The 15687-nt window shown below is 68.1% G+C and carries 12 protein-coding genes; 9 read left to right on the top strand and 3 right to left on the bottom strand.

Annotated elements, in window-relative coordinates:
- Nucleotides 1-48: 48 nt before the first annotated feature.
- Nucleotides 49-1641 carry a DUF1996 domain-containing protein gene (locus ACTMTF_RS19875; RefSeq protein ID WP_441112010.1) on the bottom strand — a complete coding sequence of 531 codons (1593 nt, stop codon included), beginning with the start codon at nucleotides 1639-1641 and terminating at the stop codon, nucleotides 49-51.
- Nucleotides 1638-2282, bottom strand: a complete 645-nt coding sequence (locus tag ACTMTF_RS19880; protein WP_441112011.1) for a DUF4142 domain-containing protein — start codon at nucleotides 2280-2282, stop codon at nucleotides 1638-1640. The genes ACTMTF_RS19875 and ACTMTF_RS19880 overlap by 4 nt, the downstream gene beginning before the upstream one ends.
- A gap of 108 nt (nucleotides 2283-2390) precedes the next feature.
- Between ACTMTF_RS19880 and ACTMTF_RS19885 the strand changes: the two genes are divergently transcribed.
- From ACTMTF_RS19885 to ACTMTF_RS19900, 4 genes are all read left to right on the top strand, one after another.
- Nucleotides 2391-2945 (top strand): sigma-70 family RNA polymerase sigma factor, encoded by a 555-nt coding sequence (locus ACTMTF_RS19885; RefSeq protein WP_397008597.1) that lies wholly within the window; start codon nucleotides 2391-2393, stop codon nucleotides 2943-2945.
- On the top strand, nucleotides 2945-3142 hold the full coding sequence (locus ACTMTF_RS19890; protein ID WP_397008599.1) for a zf-HC2 domain-containing protein: 198 nt from the start codon (nucleotides 2945-2947) through the stop codon (nucleotides 3140-3142). Before ACTMTF_RS19885 ends, ACTMTF_RS19890 begins: the two co-directional genes overlap by 1 nt.
- Before the next feature lie 84 nt (nucleotides 3143-3226).
- A complete protein-coding gene (locus ACTMTF_RS19895; protein WP_441112012.1) occupies nucleotides 3227-4033 on the top strand; it encodes a tryptophan 2,3-dioxygenase in 807 nt (268 codons plus the stop codon).
- A gap of 37 nt (nucleotides 4034-4070) precedes the next feature.
- Nucleotides 4071-8942, top strand: coding sequence for an NAD-glutamate dehydrogenase (locus tag ACTMTF_RS19900; RefSeq protein WP_441112013.1), 4872 nt, complete (start codon nucleotides 4071-4073; stop codon nucleotides 8940-8942).
- A 70-nt stretch (nucleotides 8943-9012) separates the two neighbouring features.
- Here ACTMTF_RS19900 and ACTMTF_RS19905 read toward each other — a convergent pair whose 3' ends face one another.
- Nucleotides 9013-10038 (bottom strand): hypothetical protein, encoded by a 1026-nt coding sequence (locus ACTMTF_RS19905; protein WP_441112014.1) that lies wholly within the window; start codon nucleotides 10036-10038, stop codon nucleotides 9013-9015.
- Between the two features lie 47 nt (nucleotides 10039-10085).
- Between ACTMTF_RS19905 and prfB the strand changes: the two genes are divergently transcribed.
- The 5 genes from prfB to ACTMTF_RS19930 all read left to right on the top strand — a co-directional run bounded on the left by prfB (nucleotide 10086) and on the right by ACTMTF_RS19930 (nucleotide 15569).
- Nucleotides 10086-11204, top strand: a complete 1119-nt coding sequence (gene prfB / locus ACTMTF_RS19910) for a peptide chain release factor 2 (RefSeq protein ID WP_441112015.1) — start codon at nucleotides 10086-10088, stop codon at nucleotides 11202-11204.
- 401 nt (nucleotides 11205-11605) lie between these two features.
- The gene (gene ftsE, locus ACTMTF_RS19915) at nucleotides 11606-12295 is read left to right on the top strand and encodes a cell division ATP-binding protein FtsE (protein WP_336207831.1); all 690 of its coding nucleotides are present in this window, start codon (nucleotides 11606-11608) and stop codon (nucleotides 12293-12295) included.
- Nucleotides 12296-12316: 21 nt separating this feature from the next.
- Nucleotides 12317-13222, top strand: coding sequence for a permease-like cell division protein FtsX (ftsX, locus tag ACTMTF_RS19920; protein WP_397008612.1), 906 nt, complete (start codon nucleotides 12317-12319; stop codon nucleotides 13220-13222).
- Between the two features lie 23 nt (nucleotides 13223-13245).
- Nucleotides 13246-13713 (top strand): SsrA-binding protein SmpB, encoded by a 468-nt coding sequence (gene smpB, locus ACTMTF_RS19925; RefSeq protein WP_397008616.1) that lies wholly within the window; start codon nucleotides 13246-13248, stop codon nucleotides 13711-13713.
- Nucleotides 13710-15569 (top strand): penicillin-binding transpeptidase domain-containing protein, encoded by a 1860-nt coding sequence (locus tag ACTMTF_RS19930; RefSeq protein ID WP_441112016.1) that lies wholly within the window; start codon nucleotides 13710-13712, stop codon nucleotides 15567-15569. Before smpB ends, ACTMTF_RS19930 begins: the two co-directional genes overlap by 4 nt.
- Nucleotides 15570-15687 lie beyond the last annotated feature (118 nt).

Raw genomic sequence — 15687 nt, forward strand, 5'->3', positions numbered from 1 at the left:
ACTCGGGAGGGCCTGACATGGGGCCACCGTCGCGAGACGGATGTCAGGTCAGCAGCGGCGGCCTCGGTTGATGCAGTTGACCGCGAAGTTCATCAGGCTCTCCGGCATCACGTTGACGAAGTCCGCGTGATCGGTGACCGGATTGTGGAGCTGTTCGGGGAACGCGTCCACGGCGAACGAGGGTCCCGGGGGCACCGAGTACGTCAGCACCATGTGGAGCTGTGGCACGGCCCTGGTTCCTTGCGGACAGGCGCCGTTCTGATCGGGGAAGACGATGTGCGAGCGGTGGTTGGCGCTGTCGGTGTTCTGGCCGTCCCAGCAGCTCGGGAAGTCCAGAATACGGGCTACCTGGCTACCGCGCGGGCAAAGCGGATATTTGTCGGGACTCACCCGGTTGGTGAAGCCGGTGCAGCTCCAGCCGGCGCGGGCGTTGGCCGTGCCGTTCGTGGCGGCCTTGGCGTCACCCATGATGATCCGCATGAACCGCGGCATCGCCACGACCCGGGAGGTCGCGTTGCCACGGAACTGCAGCGTCACGGAGCGGGGCCGCAGGACCTGGCCGACGTTGCCGTCCGGGTCCTCGGTGTTGGCGTCGACCTGGCGGTTGCGCAGCACGGGCCAGTAGTACGTCGACTTGTCGCCCCGGCGGCAGGTGGTGCCCGCGGCCGCCAGGCTCTCGTCGGTCGAGAAGGCGTCGGCCGACAGGTTGCCCACGTAGTCGTGCAGGTGGTGCGCCCCGTTACGGACGCCGGGAGCGACGATGAAGTTGTCGGGGTTGTTGTGGCCGTTGCCGTTCGTCCCGCAGGCGGACACGAACGAGCCCCTGGAGCCGCTCCTGCCGATGCGCGCGCCGTTCTGGTTCGGCGGGATCTGCCTGATGTTCACGAAGTCGGTCACGAACGGGCCGAGATCGGCGCACTCGTTCTCCTCGCCCCCGGTGGGGGAGGGAGAGGGGCTGGGGGAGGCGCTGGGTGAGGGCGTGCCCGTCGGCTGCTGCGTCGGCCGCTGGGTGGGCCTGGGGCGGTTCCCGCGACGGTCCTGGGAGCCGTTCTCGTCGCGGTCCCGGAAGTCGCCGCGGCGGTTCTGGTCCTGGACGTCGTTCCCGTCGGGGTCCTGGGCGCCGTCCCGCTGACGGTCCTGGCTCTGGACGTCGTTCTCCTGGTCCTCCGGCTGCTGGATCGGGTCGGCGGCGACACCGCCACCGGACGGGCTGGTCTGGCCGTCGGTGTCCTGCTGCTGGTTCTGGCCGTTCTGGTCCTGCTGGTTCTGGTCCTGCTGGTTCTGGTTCGCGTCGTTCTGGTTCTGATCCTGGTTCTGGTTGTCGTTCTGCTGGTCGTTCTGGTCCTGCTGCTGGTCCTGGTCCTGGTCCTGGTCCTGGTTCTGCTCGGGTTGCCGCTGGTTCTGGTCAGGCTGCTGGTTCTGGTCCTGCTGGTCGTTGTTCTGGCCTTGGTCCTGCTGGTCCTGGTTCTGGTCCTGAGGTTGGTCCTGATCCTGCTGCTGGTTCTGCGGAGGAGCCTGTTCGGCGACTTCGCAGTGGTCCGCCAGGGCTGGTGTGGCGCTGCCGATGACGGCCGCGGACACCAGCCCGCCGGCCACCATGGCCAAGGCGGACATGGCCGCGGCCATGCGTCTGGATCTCATGGTTGTCTCCTCGGGTCGACCGCCGCGGGGGCGGGTGCTGCGGGTGAGGGTGTCGGGGGCGCCGGCAGTTCGTCGTAGTTGACCAGCCCGGTGGATTCCAGCAGCGTCATGTGCCGCATGACCACCGTCATGGCTGTCCCGGAGAACTTCCTGATCTCCGTGTTGCGGGTGCCCGCCCTCACGGTCGCGACAAGGGTGAAGACCTTGCCGTGCGCGGCTCTGAGCAGCATGGCGAAGTCCCTGTCGAAGGCCGGGCCGGTCTCGGTGGCGAGTTGCGCCATCCACCGTTGCTGGTCCGGGCTGGGACGGTCGGGCAGCGGTACGGCGAGCCGTGCCGCTATCTGGCGGACCGAGGCGTCGAGCTTCTTGTGGTCCTCCACAAGATGTGCGCCGACGTCCTTGACCCGCTGGGAGTCGGCCCGTACCTGGGCCCACTGTCCAACGGGGATCTCCCAGAGGCCCGCCTGCCGTACTTTGACCAGGAAGTCACGGTCCGCCGGCCCGAGCGGGCCCGATGCGGTCTGAGTGACCTCGGTCAGCACGGCGGTGTTCGCCTGCGGCATGATCAGCAGGATCGTGATCGCAGCCGCGAGAGCGAACCCACTGAACATCACCACTTCGCCGCGCAAAAGCCTGTGCATGGTCGGAGGTACGCGGGCATTACGAGCCCGGTTCACCTATGCGTGGAGATAGTCAGAAATGACTGGAGTTATCGGAGTGGCTACCGGACTCATAACGAAGGTGTAAAGATGTGCCCCGTGCTAGGTCACCTCGACGGCAGGTTCGAGAGTGCTGAAGCCGAGGCGGAGCACCGCATCGCGGAGCTTTACCAGGAGTTCGGCGGCCCTCTACTGCGCCACGTACGCAAGTCCACCGGTAACGATCTGCAATGGGCCGAGGATGTCGTACAGGAGACGATCGTCCGTGCTTGGCGTAACTCGGCAAGGCTGCAATGGGAGCCGGGCCTTATTTGGGCTTGGCTACTCACGGTAGCGCGCCGAATCGTAATCGATGGACGTCGCCGGAAGAGCGTTCGGCCTCACGAGGTCGAACCGCCTGATGGCGACATGATGGCGGTGCCGGACGGCTCGGAGCGCGCTCTGTCGGCGATGGTCGTCGCCGACGCCCTCCGCAGTCTGTCCGAAGAACACCGCGAAGTCATTGAGCAGACCTACCTCCGGGACCGTACGATAAGTGAAGCGGCGGAGATACTGGGGATTCCGCCCGGCACAGTGAAGTCCCGGCTCTACTACGGCATCCGGGCGCTGCGCGAACTGCTGCGGGACAAGGGGGTAGCCGGCTGATGCATGACGAGGTCGCCGCCTATGTCCTCGGTGTGCTCGACGATGACGAGCACGAGGCGTTCGAGCGGCACCTCGATGTGTGTGAGCGGTGTCAGGCCGAGCTCGTGGAGCTGGCCGAGGTCCCCGAGCGGCTCGACGAGCTCAAGCAGGACCCCTCCGCCTCCGAAGACGACCCGCCGATGTCGATGTCACGTTGACGTATTTGCCCTTTTCGGGTGGTATCGGTACGGCGAGGCGTGCGCCCGGTGTTCAGAGCCGGGTGCGGTGGGGGAGGTGAGCCGGTGAGCGTCGACGATGATGCGACCGTCCCTCACGATCGGCGGTTCGGCGAAGAGGGCGGCCGGATGTCCTACGGCGGCTACCTTCGCCTGCCCGAGCTTCTCGCGCAGCAGCGACCCCAGTCGCAGGCCCCGGACGAACTGCTGTTCATCACCATCCACCAGGTCTACGAGCTCTGGTTCAAGCTGCTGCTGCACGAGCTCGAAGTGGCCAGGGCCGCCATGTTCGGCGGCGAGCTCTGGCAGGCCAGGCACCTGTTCAAGCGGGTGCACGCGGTGGAGCGGGTGCTCATCGAGCAGGTCGAGGTCCTGGAGACGATGACGCCTCAGGACTTCCTGGAGTTCCGCGCCGACCTCGCGCCGGCCAGCGGTTTCCAGTCGGTGCAGTTCCGCGAGCTGGAGTTCCTGTCGGGCGCCAAGGACGCCCGCTACCTCGACCGGCTCAGGGACGCCGATGACACCGAGCGGGCCAGGCTACGGCGCCGGCTGGACGAGCCGACGCTGTGGGATGCTTATGTGACCGCCCTCTCCCGACGCGGCCTGCCGGTCTCCGACGATGACGAGATCATGGCCGCGCTGCTGACCGTGGCGAGAGACCGCCGATCGCACGATGATCTGTGGCAACTCGCCGAGGACCTTCTGACGCATGACGAGACCACCGCACAGTGGCGGATGCGGCACGTCCAGATGGTCGAACGGCAGATCGGCACGAAATCGGGCACCGGCGGCTCGACGGGCGCCCCCTACTTACGCGGGCGTGCCCGCATGCACTACTTCCCGCTGCTGTGGGAACTAAGGGCCAGGCTGTGAAAGGCCATGGCGAACCTCACAAAGGAGTGAGAGCGAAATGCCGCTCGACGAGGCCAAGGATGAGCTGCTCCAAAGGGCCGCGCAACGGTGCGCGGTGGGCAGTGACCATGTGAGCCCCGAAGAAGCACTGTCCTTCCTGCGGATCTACTACCGGCACGTCGCCCCAGAAGACCTGCTCCAGCGCAGTCCCGTCGACGTGTACGGTCCCGCGATGTCGCAGCGGCAGCTGGCCGAGCTCCGCCCGCAGGGCAGGGCCGCGATCCGCGCCTACACTCCCACGCTGGAGGAGAACGGCTGGGATCCCGGCCACTCCGTGGTGGAGGTGGTCACCGACGACATGCCGTTCCTGGTCGACTCGGTGACGATGGAGCTCAACCGGCACGACATCGGCGTCCACCTGGTCGTGCACCCGCAGATGCGGATCCGCCGCGACCTGACCGGCCGGATGCTCGGCCGGGGCCAGGAGGACGTCACCGGCCAGATGCTGGTCGAGTCGTGGATGCACATCGAGGTCGACAGGCAGTCCGACCCGGAGGTGCTCAAGAAGCTGGAGGCCGACCTCCTGCGGGTGCTGTCGGACGTGCGGCACGCGGTCGAGGACTTCGCGAAGATGCGGGACCTGGCCATGCGGACCGCCGAGGACCTCACGCTGAACCCGCCGCCCCTGGAGCCCGCGGAGGTCGAGGACAGCCTCGACCTGCTGCGCTGGCTGGCCGACGGGCACTTCACCTTCCTCGGCTACCGCGAGTACCGGCTGGAAGGCGGCCCGGAGGGCGACAGATTGCGAGCGCTGCCCGGCGCGGCGCTCGGCATCCTGCGCGACGACAAGGTCGGCTCCGACAGCTTCTCCGCGCTGCCCCCCGAGGTGCGGGCCAAGGCGCGGGAGAAGCAGCTGCTGATCATCACCAAGGCCAACTCCAAGGCCACCGTCCACCGTGCCGCCTACCTCGACTACATCGGCGTCAAGCTGTTCTCGGCCGAGGGCGAGGTGATCGGGGAGCGCCGCTTCCTCGGCCTGTTCACGCACGTGGCCTACAACGAGTCCATCTCCCGGATCCCGGTGCTCAGGCGCAAGCTCGCCGACGTGCTCAGCAGGGCCGGGCTGACCCCGGAGAGCCACGACGGCAAGGACCTGATCGAGATCCTGGAGACGTTCCCGCGCGACGAGCTCTTCCAGACCTCGCTCGACCAGCTGCTGCCGATCGCGCTCGGGGTGTTGCGGCTGCGCGAGCGCAAGCAGGTCAAGCTGTTCCTGCGCCGCGACGACTACGGCCGCTACATCTCCTGCCTGATCTACCTGCCGCGCGACCGCTACACCACCAAGGTCCGGCTGCAGATGCAGGAGGTGCTGATCAAGGCGCTGGGCGGTAAGACGCTCGACTACAGCGCGATGATCGGCGAGTCGGCGCTGGCCCGGCTGCACGTGGTGGTGCGCGGCGAGCGGGGCAAACAGCTCCCGCAGCCGAGCGTCGACGTGGAGGAGCTGGAGGCGCGGCTGGCCGCGATCACCCGCTCGTGGGAGGACGACCTGGCCGCCGCCCTGGGGGAGACCACCTCCGAGGAGGAGGCGCCCAAGCTCCTGCGCCGCTACCAGTCCGCCTTCCCCGAGGGGTACAAAGCCGACTTCCCACCCCAGATGGCCGTGGTGGACCTGCGCCGCATGGAGCAGCTCGTCGGCGCGGACGACAACGAGATCAGGATCAACCTCTACGAGCCGTACGACGCCGCCGAGGGCGAGCGGCGGCTGAAGATCTACAAGATCGGCTCGCCCATCTCGCTCTCCCACGTGCTGCCGCTGATCCAGCGGCTCGGCGTGGAGGTCGTGGACGAGCGCCCGTACGAGATCGACAGGGACAACGACCCCGCCACCAAGAACGCCTGGATCTACGACTTCGGGCTGCGCTACACGCCGTCGGACGAGGTCGACAGGGACGACTTCAAGCGGCTCTTCCAGGACGGGCTCATCGCCCTGTGGACGGGCCAGATCCAGGCCGACAGCTTCAACTCCCTCATCCTGAAGGCCGGGCTGACCTGGGAACAGGTCGAGATCCTGCGCGTCTACGCCAAGTATCTGCACCAGGCCGGCAGCACCTTCTCCCAGCGGTACATGGAGCGCGTGCTGCTGGGCAACGTGCGGCTGGCCCGCCTGCTGGTCCGGCTGTTCGAGGCCAGGCTGGACCCGCGGCGCCCGGACGACGTCCGCGCCGACCTGGCCGACGCGGTCACCGAGGAGATCCTGGGCGCGCTGGACGAGGTCGCCTCGCTGGACGAGGACCGCATCCTGCGGGCGTACCTGGAGATGATCCAGGCGACGCTGCGTACCAACTACTTCCAGACCGTCGATGGACGGCGCAAGTCGTACATCTCCCTGAAGTTCGACCCGCAGGCGATCAGCGTGCTGCCGCTGCCGCGGCCGAAGTACGAGATCTTCGTGTACTCGCCGCGGGTGGAGGGCGTGCACCTGCGCTTCGGGAAGGTCGCCAGGGGCGGGCTGCGGTGGTCGGACCGGATGGAGGACTTCCGGACCGAGATCCTGGGGCTGGTCAAGGCACAGATGGTGAAAAATACCGTCATCGTGCCTACTGGGTCTAAGGGTGGCTTTGTCGTGAAGCGTCCGCCCGCGTCTGGTTCGCGGGAGGAGCTGCTCGCCGAGGGCGTGGCGTGCTACCGGATGTTCATCTCCGGCCTGCTCGACGTCACCGACAACCTGGTGGACGGCAAGGTCGTGCCCCCTGCCGACGTGGTCAGGCACGACGGCGACGACACCTACCTCGTCGTGGCCGCCGACAAGGGCACCGCCAAGTTCTCCGACATCGCCAACGGCATCGCCAAGGAGTACGGCTTCTGGCTCGGCGACGCCTTCGCCTCCGGCGGATCCATCGGCTACGACCACAAGGGCATGGGCATCACCGCCCGCGGCGCCTGGGAGTCGGTCAAGTACCACTTCCGCACCATGAACGTCGACGTGCAGAGCACCGACTTCACCGTGGCCGGCGTCGGCGACATGTCCGGCGACGTCTTCGGCAACGGCATGCTGCTGTCCCAGCACATCCGGCTCGTGGCCGCCTTCGACCACCGCCACATCTTCGTCGACCCCGACCCCGAGGCCGCCCGCTCCTTCGCCGAACGGCAGCGCCTGTACGACCTGCCGCGCAGCTCCTGGGCCGACTACGACGCCTCGCTGATCTCGGCCGGCGGCGGCGTCTTCGCCCGCACCGCCAAGTCCATCCCGATCACCCCGCAGATGCGCGACGCGCTCGGGCTCGCCCCGGACGTCACCTCGCTGGCGCCCAACGACCTCATCAGCGCCATCCTGCGCGCCCCCGTCGACCTGCTCTGGAACGGCGGCATCGGCACCTACGTCAAGGCCGGCGCCGAATCCCACTCCGACGTGGGCGACAAGGCCAACGACTCGCTCCGGGTCAACGCCGCCGACCTGCGCTGCAAGGTCATCGGCGAGGGCGGCAACCTCGGCTTCACCCAGCTCGCCCGCATCGAGTTCGCGCTGAACGGCGGGCTGGTCAACACCGACTTCATCGACAACTCCGCCGGAGTCGACACCTCCGACCACGAAGTCAACATCAAGATCCTGCTGGACCAGGTCGTCCGCGACGGCGAGCTGACCGACAAGCAGCGCAACCAGGTCTTCACCTCCATGACCGACGAGGTGGCAGAGCTGGTCCTGCGCGACAACCATGCCCAGAACGTCGTGCTGGCCGCCGCCCGCGCCCAGGCCGTCGACATGCTCCACATCCACGCCCGCTACCTGCGCCGCCTCGAACGCGACGGCCTGGTCAACCGGGAGCTGGAGTTCCTGCCGTCGGACAAGACGCTCGCCGAACGCCGCCAGGCCAGGCTCGGCCTGACCGCCCCGGAGTTCTCCGTCCTGCTCGCCTACACCAAGCTCGTGGCCGACGCCGAACTGCTCGGCACCGACCTGCCGGACGAGCCCTACCTCGCCTCCTGGCTGGTGTCGTACTTCCCCTCGGCGCTGCGCGACCGCTTCAGGACGTACATGGACGCCCACCCGCTGCGCCGCGAGATCATCACCACCGGCGTGGTGAACGAGCTGGTCAACTCCATGGGCACCACGTTCATGTTCCGCGTCGGCGAGGAGACCGGGGCCTCCACCCCCGACATCGTCCGCGCCTACCTGGTCGCCCGCGAGGTCTTCGACTTCGCCAGCTTCTACCGCCAGGTCGACTCGCTGAACAACCAGGTCGACACCGCCACCCAGCTCGCCATGCTGCTGGAGGCGCGCAAGCTCGCCGAACGCGGCACCCGCTGGCTCCTGACCAACCGCCGCCCTCCGCTGGACCTGGCGGTGGCCGTCGGCTTCTTCGTCAAGGGCGTCAACGGCCTGCTGTCCCACCTGCCCAAACTCCTGACCGGCCCCGACCTGGCCGCCTTCGAGGACCGCCGCGACTCCTTCATCGCCCGCGGCGTCCCCGCCGACCTCGCCGAGCGGGTCGCCGCCATGGTGCCCGCCTACTCCACCTTCGACCTGGTGGAGGTCTCCTCAGTGACGGGCCGGCCCGTCAACGAGGTGGCCGAGGTCTACTTCGACCTGGCGGACCGCCTCCAGCTCGCCCGCCTCAGGGAGCGCGTCATCGCCCTGCCCAGGGACAACCGCTGGAACGCGATGGCCCGCGCCGCCCTCCGCGACGACCTGTACGCCGCCCACTCCGCGCTCACCCGCGACGTCCTGGTGCACAGCACCCCCGGCCTCTCACCGGAGCAACGCCTGGCCCGGTGGACCGAGGCCAACTCGGCCGCCGTCCGCCGCTCCAAGCAGACGCTGTCGGAGATCTGGGAGAGCGACAACTTCGACCTGGCCACCCTCTCGGTGGCCCTGAGAGCCATCCGCACCCTGGTCTCCGCCACCAGCCTGCCCTACAAGGAGGCCTGACCCCAAGGGCCGCAGCGGCCCCGTCAGGACACCTGGCGGGGCCTGCTCGGAAACCGACGGCAGGTCCGGGTCACTGGCCGGAGGCGCGGGTCAGGGCGCCGTCGTGGGCAATCACCTCGGCCGCCGCCGGCGTCTTCGACGGCGGGACGGCCGTGACGTACTGGTGGACCTCGGTGATCCGCAGGTTGCGGCGGACCACCGGGGCGGAGATGGCCCAGCGGGCGGTCACCGGCACCGGGATGTAGTCGTCCTCGGCCGTCTTCGTGGTCGTGGTGGTGGTCCGCGACAGTGAGTATTGGATCACCGCGCCACCGTCCTCGGTACGCAGGCCGTACACGGGATGGTCGTTGGCGGAGAAGATCGAGTCGTAGCTGAAGCCGTTCTTCTTCGCCCGCTCACGGGCGGAGGTGATCTCCGCCGCGACGTCGGTGGTGTGGGGGCCGGAGGCGATGAGGCCGGCGGCGACGCCGTCGGCGCCGGCCTCGGCGACCGTGGCGTGCAGCGGGCCCATGTACTGGGGGCTGATGGTGACGCTCTTGTCGGCGGGGGCGATGGCGGTGGCGTAGCCGTCGGCGTCGAGCTGGACGGCGGGCGGCCGCTGTCCGGTCAGCAGGCGGGCGGCCGCGCCGAGCCGCCAGTCGCCGGTTTTGGCGAAGGTCAGCATCGTCAGGTGGCCGTCGCGGGTGGCCAGCACGCTGAACCAGGGGGCCCGCTCACTCACCGGGAAGCGCGGCACGTACAGGGTGGGGGATCCCCACGTGCGGCGGGGCGGCTCGCCCTTGGTGGACAGGAACGCGACGGTGGTGAGCTGGGCCTCGGCGTCGCGGACGTACTCCATGGCCATCCGCAGGTCGCCGCCGTCGCGCAGGACGTTGTCGGTGGCGGTGAAGGTGGCGAACACCTCGGCCGCCTCCTCCGGCGTGACGGCGGTGGCGGGGACGGTCGAGGAGGGGGTGGCGGACCCGGACGCGCCGCGGGTGGCGGCGGCCGGGGTGGGCGCCGGATCGCCGGGGCTCGAACAGGCGCCCGCCCCGGCCGCCACCGTCAGCAGGGCGACGGCGAGCGCCAGCGCCTTCCGCCGACCGTGTACACGCACCTCGCCATGTTATTCGTGCCCGCGAGGGTCGCGTACGCTAGGGAGACGTGGCAGTCATCGATCCGGCAGAAGAGATCAACGAGCTCGCGGGCACGCTGCGCAGCATCCAGGACGTGCTCGACCTCGACGCGATGCGCAAGCAGATCGAGGAGCTGGAGGAGCAGGTGGCCGCCCCCGATCTGTGGGACGACACCGACAAGGCGCAGAAGGTCACCAGCAAGCTCTCCCACATCCAGGGCGAGCTCAACCGCGTGGACGGGCTGGTCCGCCGCCTCGACGACCTCTCGGTGCTCTTCCAGCTGGCCTCCGAGGAGGCGGACGAGGACACCAAGGCCGAGGCCGACAAGGAGCTGAGCTCCCTCAAGTCCGACATCGGCGCCCTTGAGGTCCGCACCCTGCTGTCGGGCGAGTACGACGCGCGCGAGGCCCTGGTCACCATCAACTCCCAGGCCGGCGGCGTCGACGCGGCCGACTGGGCGGAGATGCTGCTGCGCATGTACCTGCGCTGGGCCGAGCGGAAGAACTACCCCACCGAGGTCTACGAGACCTCCTACGCCGAGGAGGCCGGCATCAAGTCGGCCACCTTCGCCGTCAAGTCCCCCTATGCCTACGGCACGCTGCGCGGCGAGCACGGCACGCACCGGCTGGTCCGGATCAGCCCGTTCGACAACCAGGGCCGCCGCCAGACCTCCTTCGCCGGGGTGGACGTGGTGCCGGTCGTCGAGACGACCGACCACATCGACATCATCGAGGACGAGATCCGCGTCGACGTCTACCGCTCGTCGGGGCCGGGCGGCCAGGGCGTCAACACCACCGACTCCGCCGTCCGCATCACCCACCTGCCGTCCGGCATCGTGGTCTCCTGCCAGAACGAGCGCTCGCAGCTGCAGAACCGCGCCACGGCCATGAACGTGCTGCAGGCCAAGCTGCTGGAGCGCAAGCGGCAGGAGGAGGCGGAGAAGATGTCGGAGCTGCGCGGCGTGTCGACCACCTCATGGGGCACCCAGATCCGCAACTACGTGCTGCATCCGTACCAGATCGTGAAGGACCTGCGCACGAGCACGGAGGCGGGCAACCCGTCGGCGGTGCTCGACGGGGACCTCGACGCCTTCATCGAGTCGGAGATCCGCTGGATGCGCCGCCAGGAGTCAGAGCCTGCCTCCTGAGCCCGCCTAGGTGGCGTAGAGGTGGCGTAGCACCAGGGTCACGAAGAGCAGGACGATCAGCAGCACGGCGATGAGGGCGGGGGGCAGCCCGGCGAAGCCGTGGTGATGCATCCGCTCGCGGTTGGCTCGGCAGAGTGAGCAGCGGCCCTCTATCACGGGGTGGGCGCACTGCGCGCATACGAGGTGTTGGCAACTCATGTCAGCCCCAAGTCTAGCCGCACAATCGTTTTGTTTCCGTTATGGACGTTCCATGCCAGTCTTCCCCCTAGACTGTCCTCTGGCCAATCGGAACGTCGATCATCGGTAAAGATGGGCGTCCCCGATCGGTGAGCGGCGGGAAGTGGGCATGTGCCACCCTCGCATCCGTCCTGACCCCTAGACTGGCATGCCGTGATGCTCTCGTGATCCATTTCGATAATGTCACCAAGGTCTACACGAACCAGAACAGGCCCGCTCTCGACCACGTCTCGGTTGACGTGGACAAGGGCGAGTTCGTGTTCCTCGTCGGTCCCTCGGGATCAGGCAAGTCCACTTTCCTACGCCTGATCCTCAAAGAGGAACGACCCAACTCAGGGGCGATCCATGTCGCAGGCAAGGACTTGGGTCGGCTCTCCAACTTCAAGGTGCCCCACCTGCGCCGCCGTATCGGCTGCGTGTTCCAGGACTTCAGGCTGCTTCCGAACAAGAACGTCTATGAGAACGTGGCGTTCGCGCTCGAGGTCATCGGCAAGCCCAGGCGGTTCATCCGCAAGGTCGTGCCGGAGGTCATCGAGCTGGTCGGCCTGGAAGGCAAGGCACACCGTATGCCCGACGAGCTGTCCGGCGGCGAGCAGCAGCGCGTCGCCATGGCTCGAGCGTTCGTCAACCGGCCCATGATCCTGCTGGCCGACGAGCCGACGGGCAACATCGACCCCGCGACGAGCATCGGCATCATGAAGGTGCTCGACCGGATCAACAGGACCGGCACCACGGTCGTCATGGCCACGCACGACGCGGCCATCGTCGACTCCATGCGCAAACGTGTCGTGGAGCTGGAGGATGGCAAGATCGTCCGCGACCAGTCGCGTGGCGTCTACGGCCAGGCGTACTGAGCAGGGAGCAGCAGACAAACCATGCGGGCGAACTTCATCTTCTCCGAGGTCTGGATCGGCCTCCGTCGCAACCTGACCATGACGATCGCGGTCATCATCACCGTGGCGGTCGGCATGGCGATGCTGGGCGTCGGCTTGATGATCAACGCCCAGGTTACGATGATGAAGGACTTCTGGTACGACAAGGTCGAAGTATCAGTTTTCCTGTGCAACAAGAACAACGCCAGCGAATCCTGCAAGGGCAAGGCGATCACGGACCCGCAGACGCAGGCGCTGCAGAAGCAGATCCAAGGGCTGCCCGGGGTCGAGGAGGTGTTCTTCGAGGACCAGGTCGCCGCCTACAAGAACTTCCAGGAAGCCTACGCCTCCAACAAGGCGCTGGTCGCCGCGACCAAGGCGGAGGACATGCCCACGTCCTTCCGCGTGAAGCTGACGAATCCGGACGACTACCAGCCGATCGTCCAGGCCCTCACCGGACAGCCGGGCGTCGCCCAGGTGCTCAACCAGAAGGACCTGGTCAGCAAGGTCTTCGAGTTGCTGGACAAGTTGCGCGCCGGAGCGCTCGTCGTCGCCATCGTCCTGGTGCTTGCGGCGGCTCTGCTGATCGGCAACACGGTGCGGCTGTCGGCCTTCAACCGACGGCGTGAGACAGGCATCATGCGGCTGGTCGGCGCCTCCAACCTCTACATCCAGCTGCCCTTCGTCATGGAGGGCATGATCGCCGGCCTGATCGGCGGCGTGTTCGCCGCGGTCCTGCTGATCCTGGCGAAGGTGTTCCTGTTCGAGGAGATCGGCGCCCAGCTGGCGCGCGGCGCGGAGATCGGCTGGAACGACGTCGCCTCGGTCATCACCCTGACGATGGTCATCGGCGTGGTCATCTGTGTGCTGGCGTCATTCGTCACACTTCGTCGCTACCTCAGGGTCTGACGAAACGCCGGTAAGGTCAGAGCATGCCACGTGAGACCGGGCGGAAGGTCATCGCCCAGAACAAGCGTGCCCGGCACGATTACCACGTCGAGGACACCTTCGAGGCGGGGCTCGTGCTGCAGGGCACCGAGGTGAAGTCGTTGCGTGAGGGTCGCGCCTCGCTCTCGGACGGCTACGCCACGATCGACGACGGCGAAGCGTGGTTGATGAACGTCCACATCCCCGAATACAGCCAGGGGACGTGGACCAACCACGCCGCCCGCCGTAAGCGCAAGCTCCTGCTCCACCGCAAGGAGATCGACAAGCTCGCCGCGAAGACGAAGGAGGGCGGGCTCACGATCGTGCCGCTCTCGCTCTACTTCCTGAACGGCAAGGCGAAGGTCGAGATCGGCATCGCGCGGGGCAAGAAGGACTGGGACAAGCGGCAGTCGCTGGCCGAGCAGCAGGCCAAGCGGGAGATGGCTCGGGCGCTCCGGCACCACAACCGATGAGCCGAGCCCGCCGCGCCATCGCCGCGACCGTCACCATGGCGATCGCGAGCATGACCCTGACCGCCTGCTTCGAGGAGTCGTCGCCGCACGACGCGGTGCGCGACTTCCTGGTCGGCTGGCAGTCCAACGACTACGCCCTGGCGGCCGGCCGCACCGACGCCGACCAGGAGAAGGTCCGCAGGGCGCTGGCCGACGCCAAGCTCCAGCTCGACGCCGCCTCCTTCCGATTCAAGATCAAGAGCCTCAAGGTGGAGGGCGAGGAGTCGCGGGCCGAGTTCGGCGTGGAGGTCGACCTGGGGGACAACAACCCCCTGTGGACCTACGAGGGCGTGCTGCCGCTGCACCTGGTCGACGGTCAGTGGAAGGTGCGCTGGTCGCCGTCGGTGCTGCACCCCCAGCTCAAGGAGGGGCAGCGGTTCGCCGTCAAGTCCGAGCCGCAGCCGCGCCAGCCGATCGTCGACAAGGACGGCAACTCCCTGCAGGACCAGACCTTCCTGTACGTCACGGGTGTCGTGCCCTCGCAGCTCGGTGACCGGGCCGAGCAGGTCGTCGAGCAGCTCACGGAGATCACCGGCTACGCCGAGGACCGGCTGCTCAGCCGGATCCGATCCGCGCCGCCGAACGTGACCGTGCCGTTGGTCACGTTCGGCCGCACCCGATACCTCCAGGTCAAGTCGAAGCTCGACGCGATCCCCGAGCTCAAGACCGTGCCCCAGGAGCAGCCCGTCGACCCGGACGATCCCAAGCAGATCGTCGGCAAGGTCAGCGCGCTCACCCCCGAGACGGAGCAGAAGCTCGGCGGCCCGCAGCGAGCGGGCGACTCCATCGGTCAGAGCGGCCTGCAGCAGGCCTACCAGGACTACCTCACCGGATCCACCCGGACCACGGTCATCACCCTGGATCTCAAGACCGGCAGGGAGGTCGCCGCCCTGCAGGAGTGGCCAGGCAGGCAGAACATCTCGGTGCGGACCACGATCGACAGCTCCGTGCAGGCGGCGGCCGAGCGGGCCGTCTCCGAGACCCGCACCAGCGCCCTGGTGGCGGTCAAGGCGTCGACGGGCGAGATCCTGGCGGTCGGCAGCAAGGGCCTGCACCAGGAGAAGGACGCGCTGGCCGGCAGATTCCCCGCCGGGACCGCGTTCTCCATCGTGGCGGCCGACGCCCTCCTCAAGGGCGGGGTGTCTCCCAAGCAGAAGCTGCCGTGCCCGGCGGAGCGGACGGTCGGCGGCGCGAAATTCGTGCACGCCAGCCAGGTCACCGGCGCCTCGCCCACCTTCCAGGAGAACTTCGCCAAGGGCTGCGTCACCGCGCTGGCCTCGCTGGCCCGCCGGGTGAGCGGCGAGGAGCTGGCCAAGAGCGCCCACAACTTCGGCATCGGACAGACGTGGCGGCTGCCGCTCAAGTCGTTCAGCGGCTCGCTGCCCAAGGTGTCCAGCGACGCCGACAAGGCCAAGGCCATCGCCGGCCAGAACGTCGAGGTCAGCCCGCTCAGCATGGCCCTGATCGCGGGGGCGGTCGCCTCCGGCACCTGGCGCCCGCCCCTGCTGGTCACCGAGCCGAACTCGCCCGACGCCACGGCAGAGGCGTCGCCGTCCCCGGCCGTCCAGCCGGTGCCCGTCGATCCGCGGGTCCGCAAGGCGCTCGTCTCGATGATGCGGGCCGGCTCCGTCGGCACCCCGGCCCAGAACGGACGGGGGCGGGTCTACGGCGTGACGGCGAAGGGCGTCGGCGAGGACCGGCAGATGGCGTGGTTCGTCGGCTGGCAGGGGGACGTGGCGGTCGCCGCGCTCACCCGCAGCTACGACCCGGCGGCCGTGGCGGGCTACTTCTTCGCGGCCCTCGACGACCGTTCGTGATTTTCTCGTGACATAGAGCAACCATCCGGCGGTCCGGCTGCGTCTTACCTAGTGACTGGACCCGCTCGGGGGGTTGCGGGCTCAGTCGCCGTGATGAGATCAGGACTTCATCTCGGGG

This window comes from Nonomuraea sp. ZG12, assembly GCF_052068115.1.
In the GTDB taxonomy this organism is placed as follows: Bacteria; Actinomycetota; Actinomycetes; order Streptosporangiales; family Streptosporangiaceae; genus Nonomuraea.

Excerpts from the sequence above, each read along its gene's own strand:
- ACTMTF_RS19890 (WP_397008599.1), top strand. The coding sequence starts at position 2,945 with ATGCATGACGAGGTCGCCGCCTATGTCCTCGGTGTGCTCGACGATGAC.
- smpB (WP_397008616.1), top strand. The coding sequence starts at position 13,246 with ATGCCACGTGAGACCGGGCGGAAGGTCATCGCCCAGAACAAGCGTGCC.
- ftsX (WP_397008612.1), top strand. The coding sequence starts at position 12,317 with ATGCGGGCGAACTTCATCTTCTCCGAGGTCTGGATCGGCCTCCGTCGC.
- ACTMTF_RS19875 (WP_441112010.1), bottom strand. The coding sequence starts at position 1,641 with ATGAGATCCAGACGCATGGCCGCGGCCATGTCCGCCTTGGCCATGGTG.
- ACTMTF_RS19900 (WP_441112013.1), top strand. The coding sequence starts at position 4,071 with ATGCCGCTCGACGAGGCCAAGGATGAGCTGCTCCAAAGGGCCGCGCAA.
- ACTMTF_RS19885 (WP_397008597.1), top strand. The coding sequence starts at position 2,391 with ATGTGCCCCGTGCTAGGTCACCTCGACGGCAGGTTCGAGAGTGCTGAA.
- ACTMTF_RS19880 (WP_441112011.1), bottom strand. The coding sequence starts at position 2,282 with ATGCACAGGCTTTTGCGCGGCGAAGTGGTGATGTTCAGTGGGTTCGCT.
- ACTMTF_RS19930 (WP_441112016.1), top strand. The coding sequence starts at position 13,710 with ATGAGCCGAGCCCGCCGCGCCATCGCCGCGACCGTCACCATGGCGATC.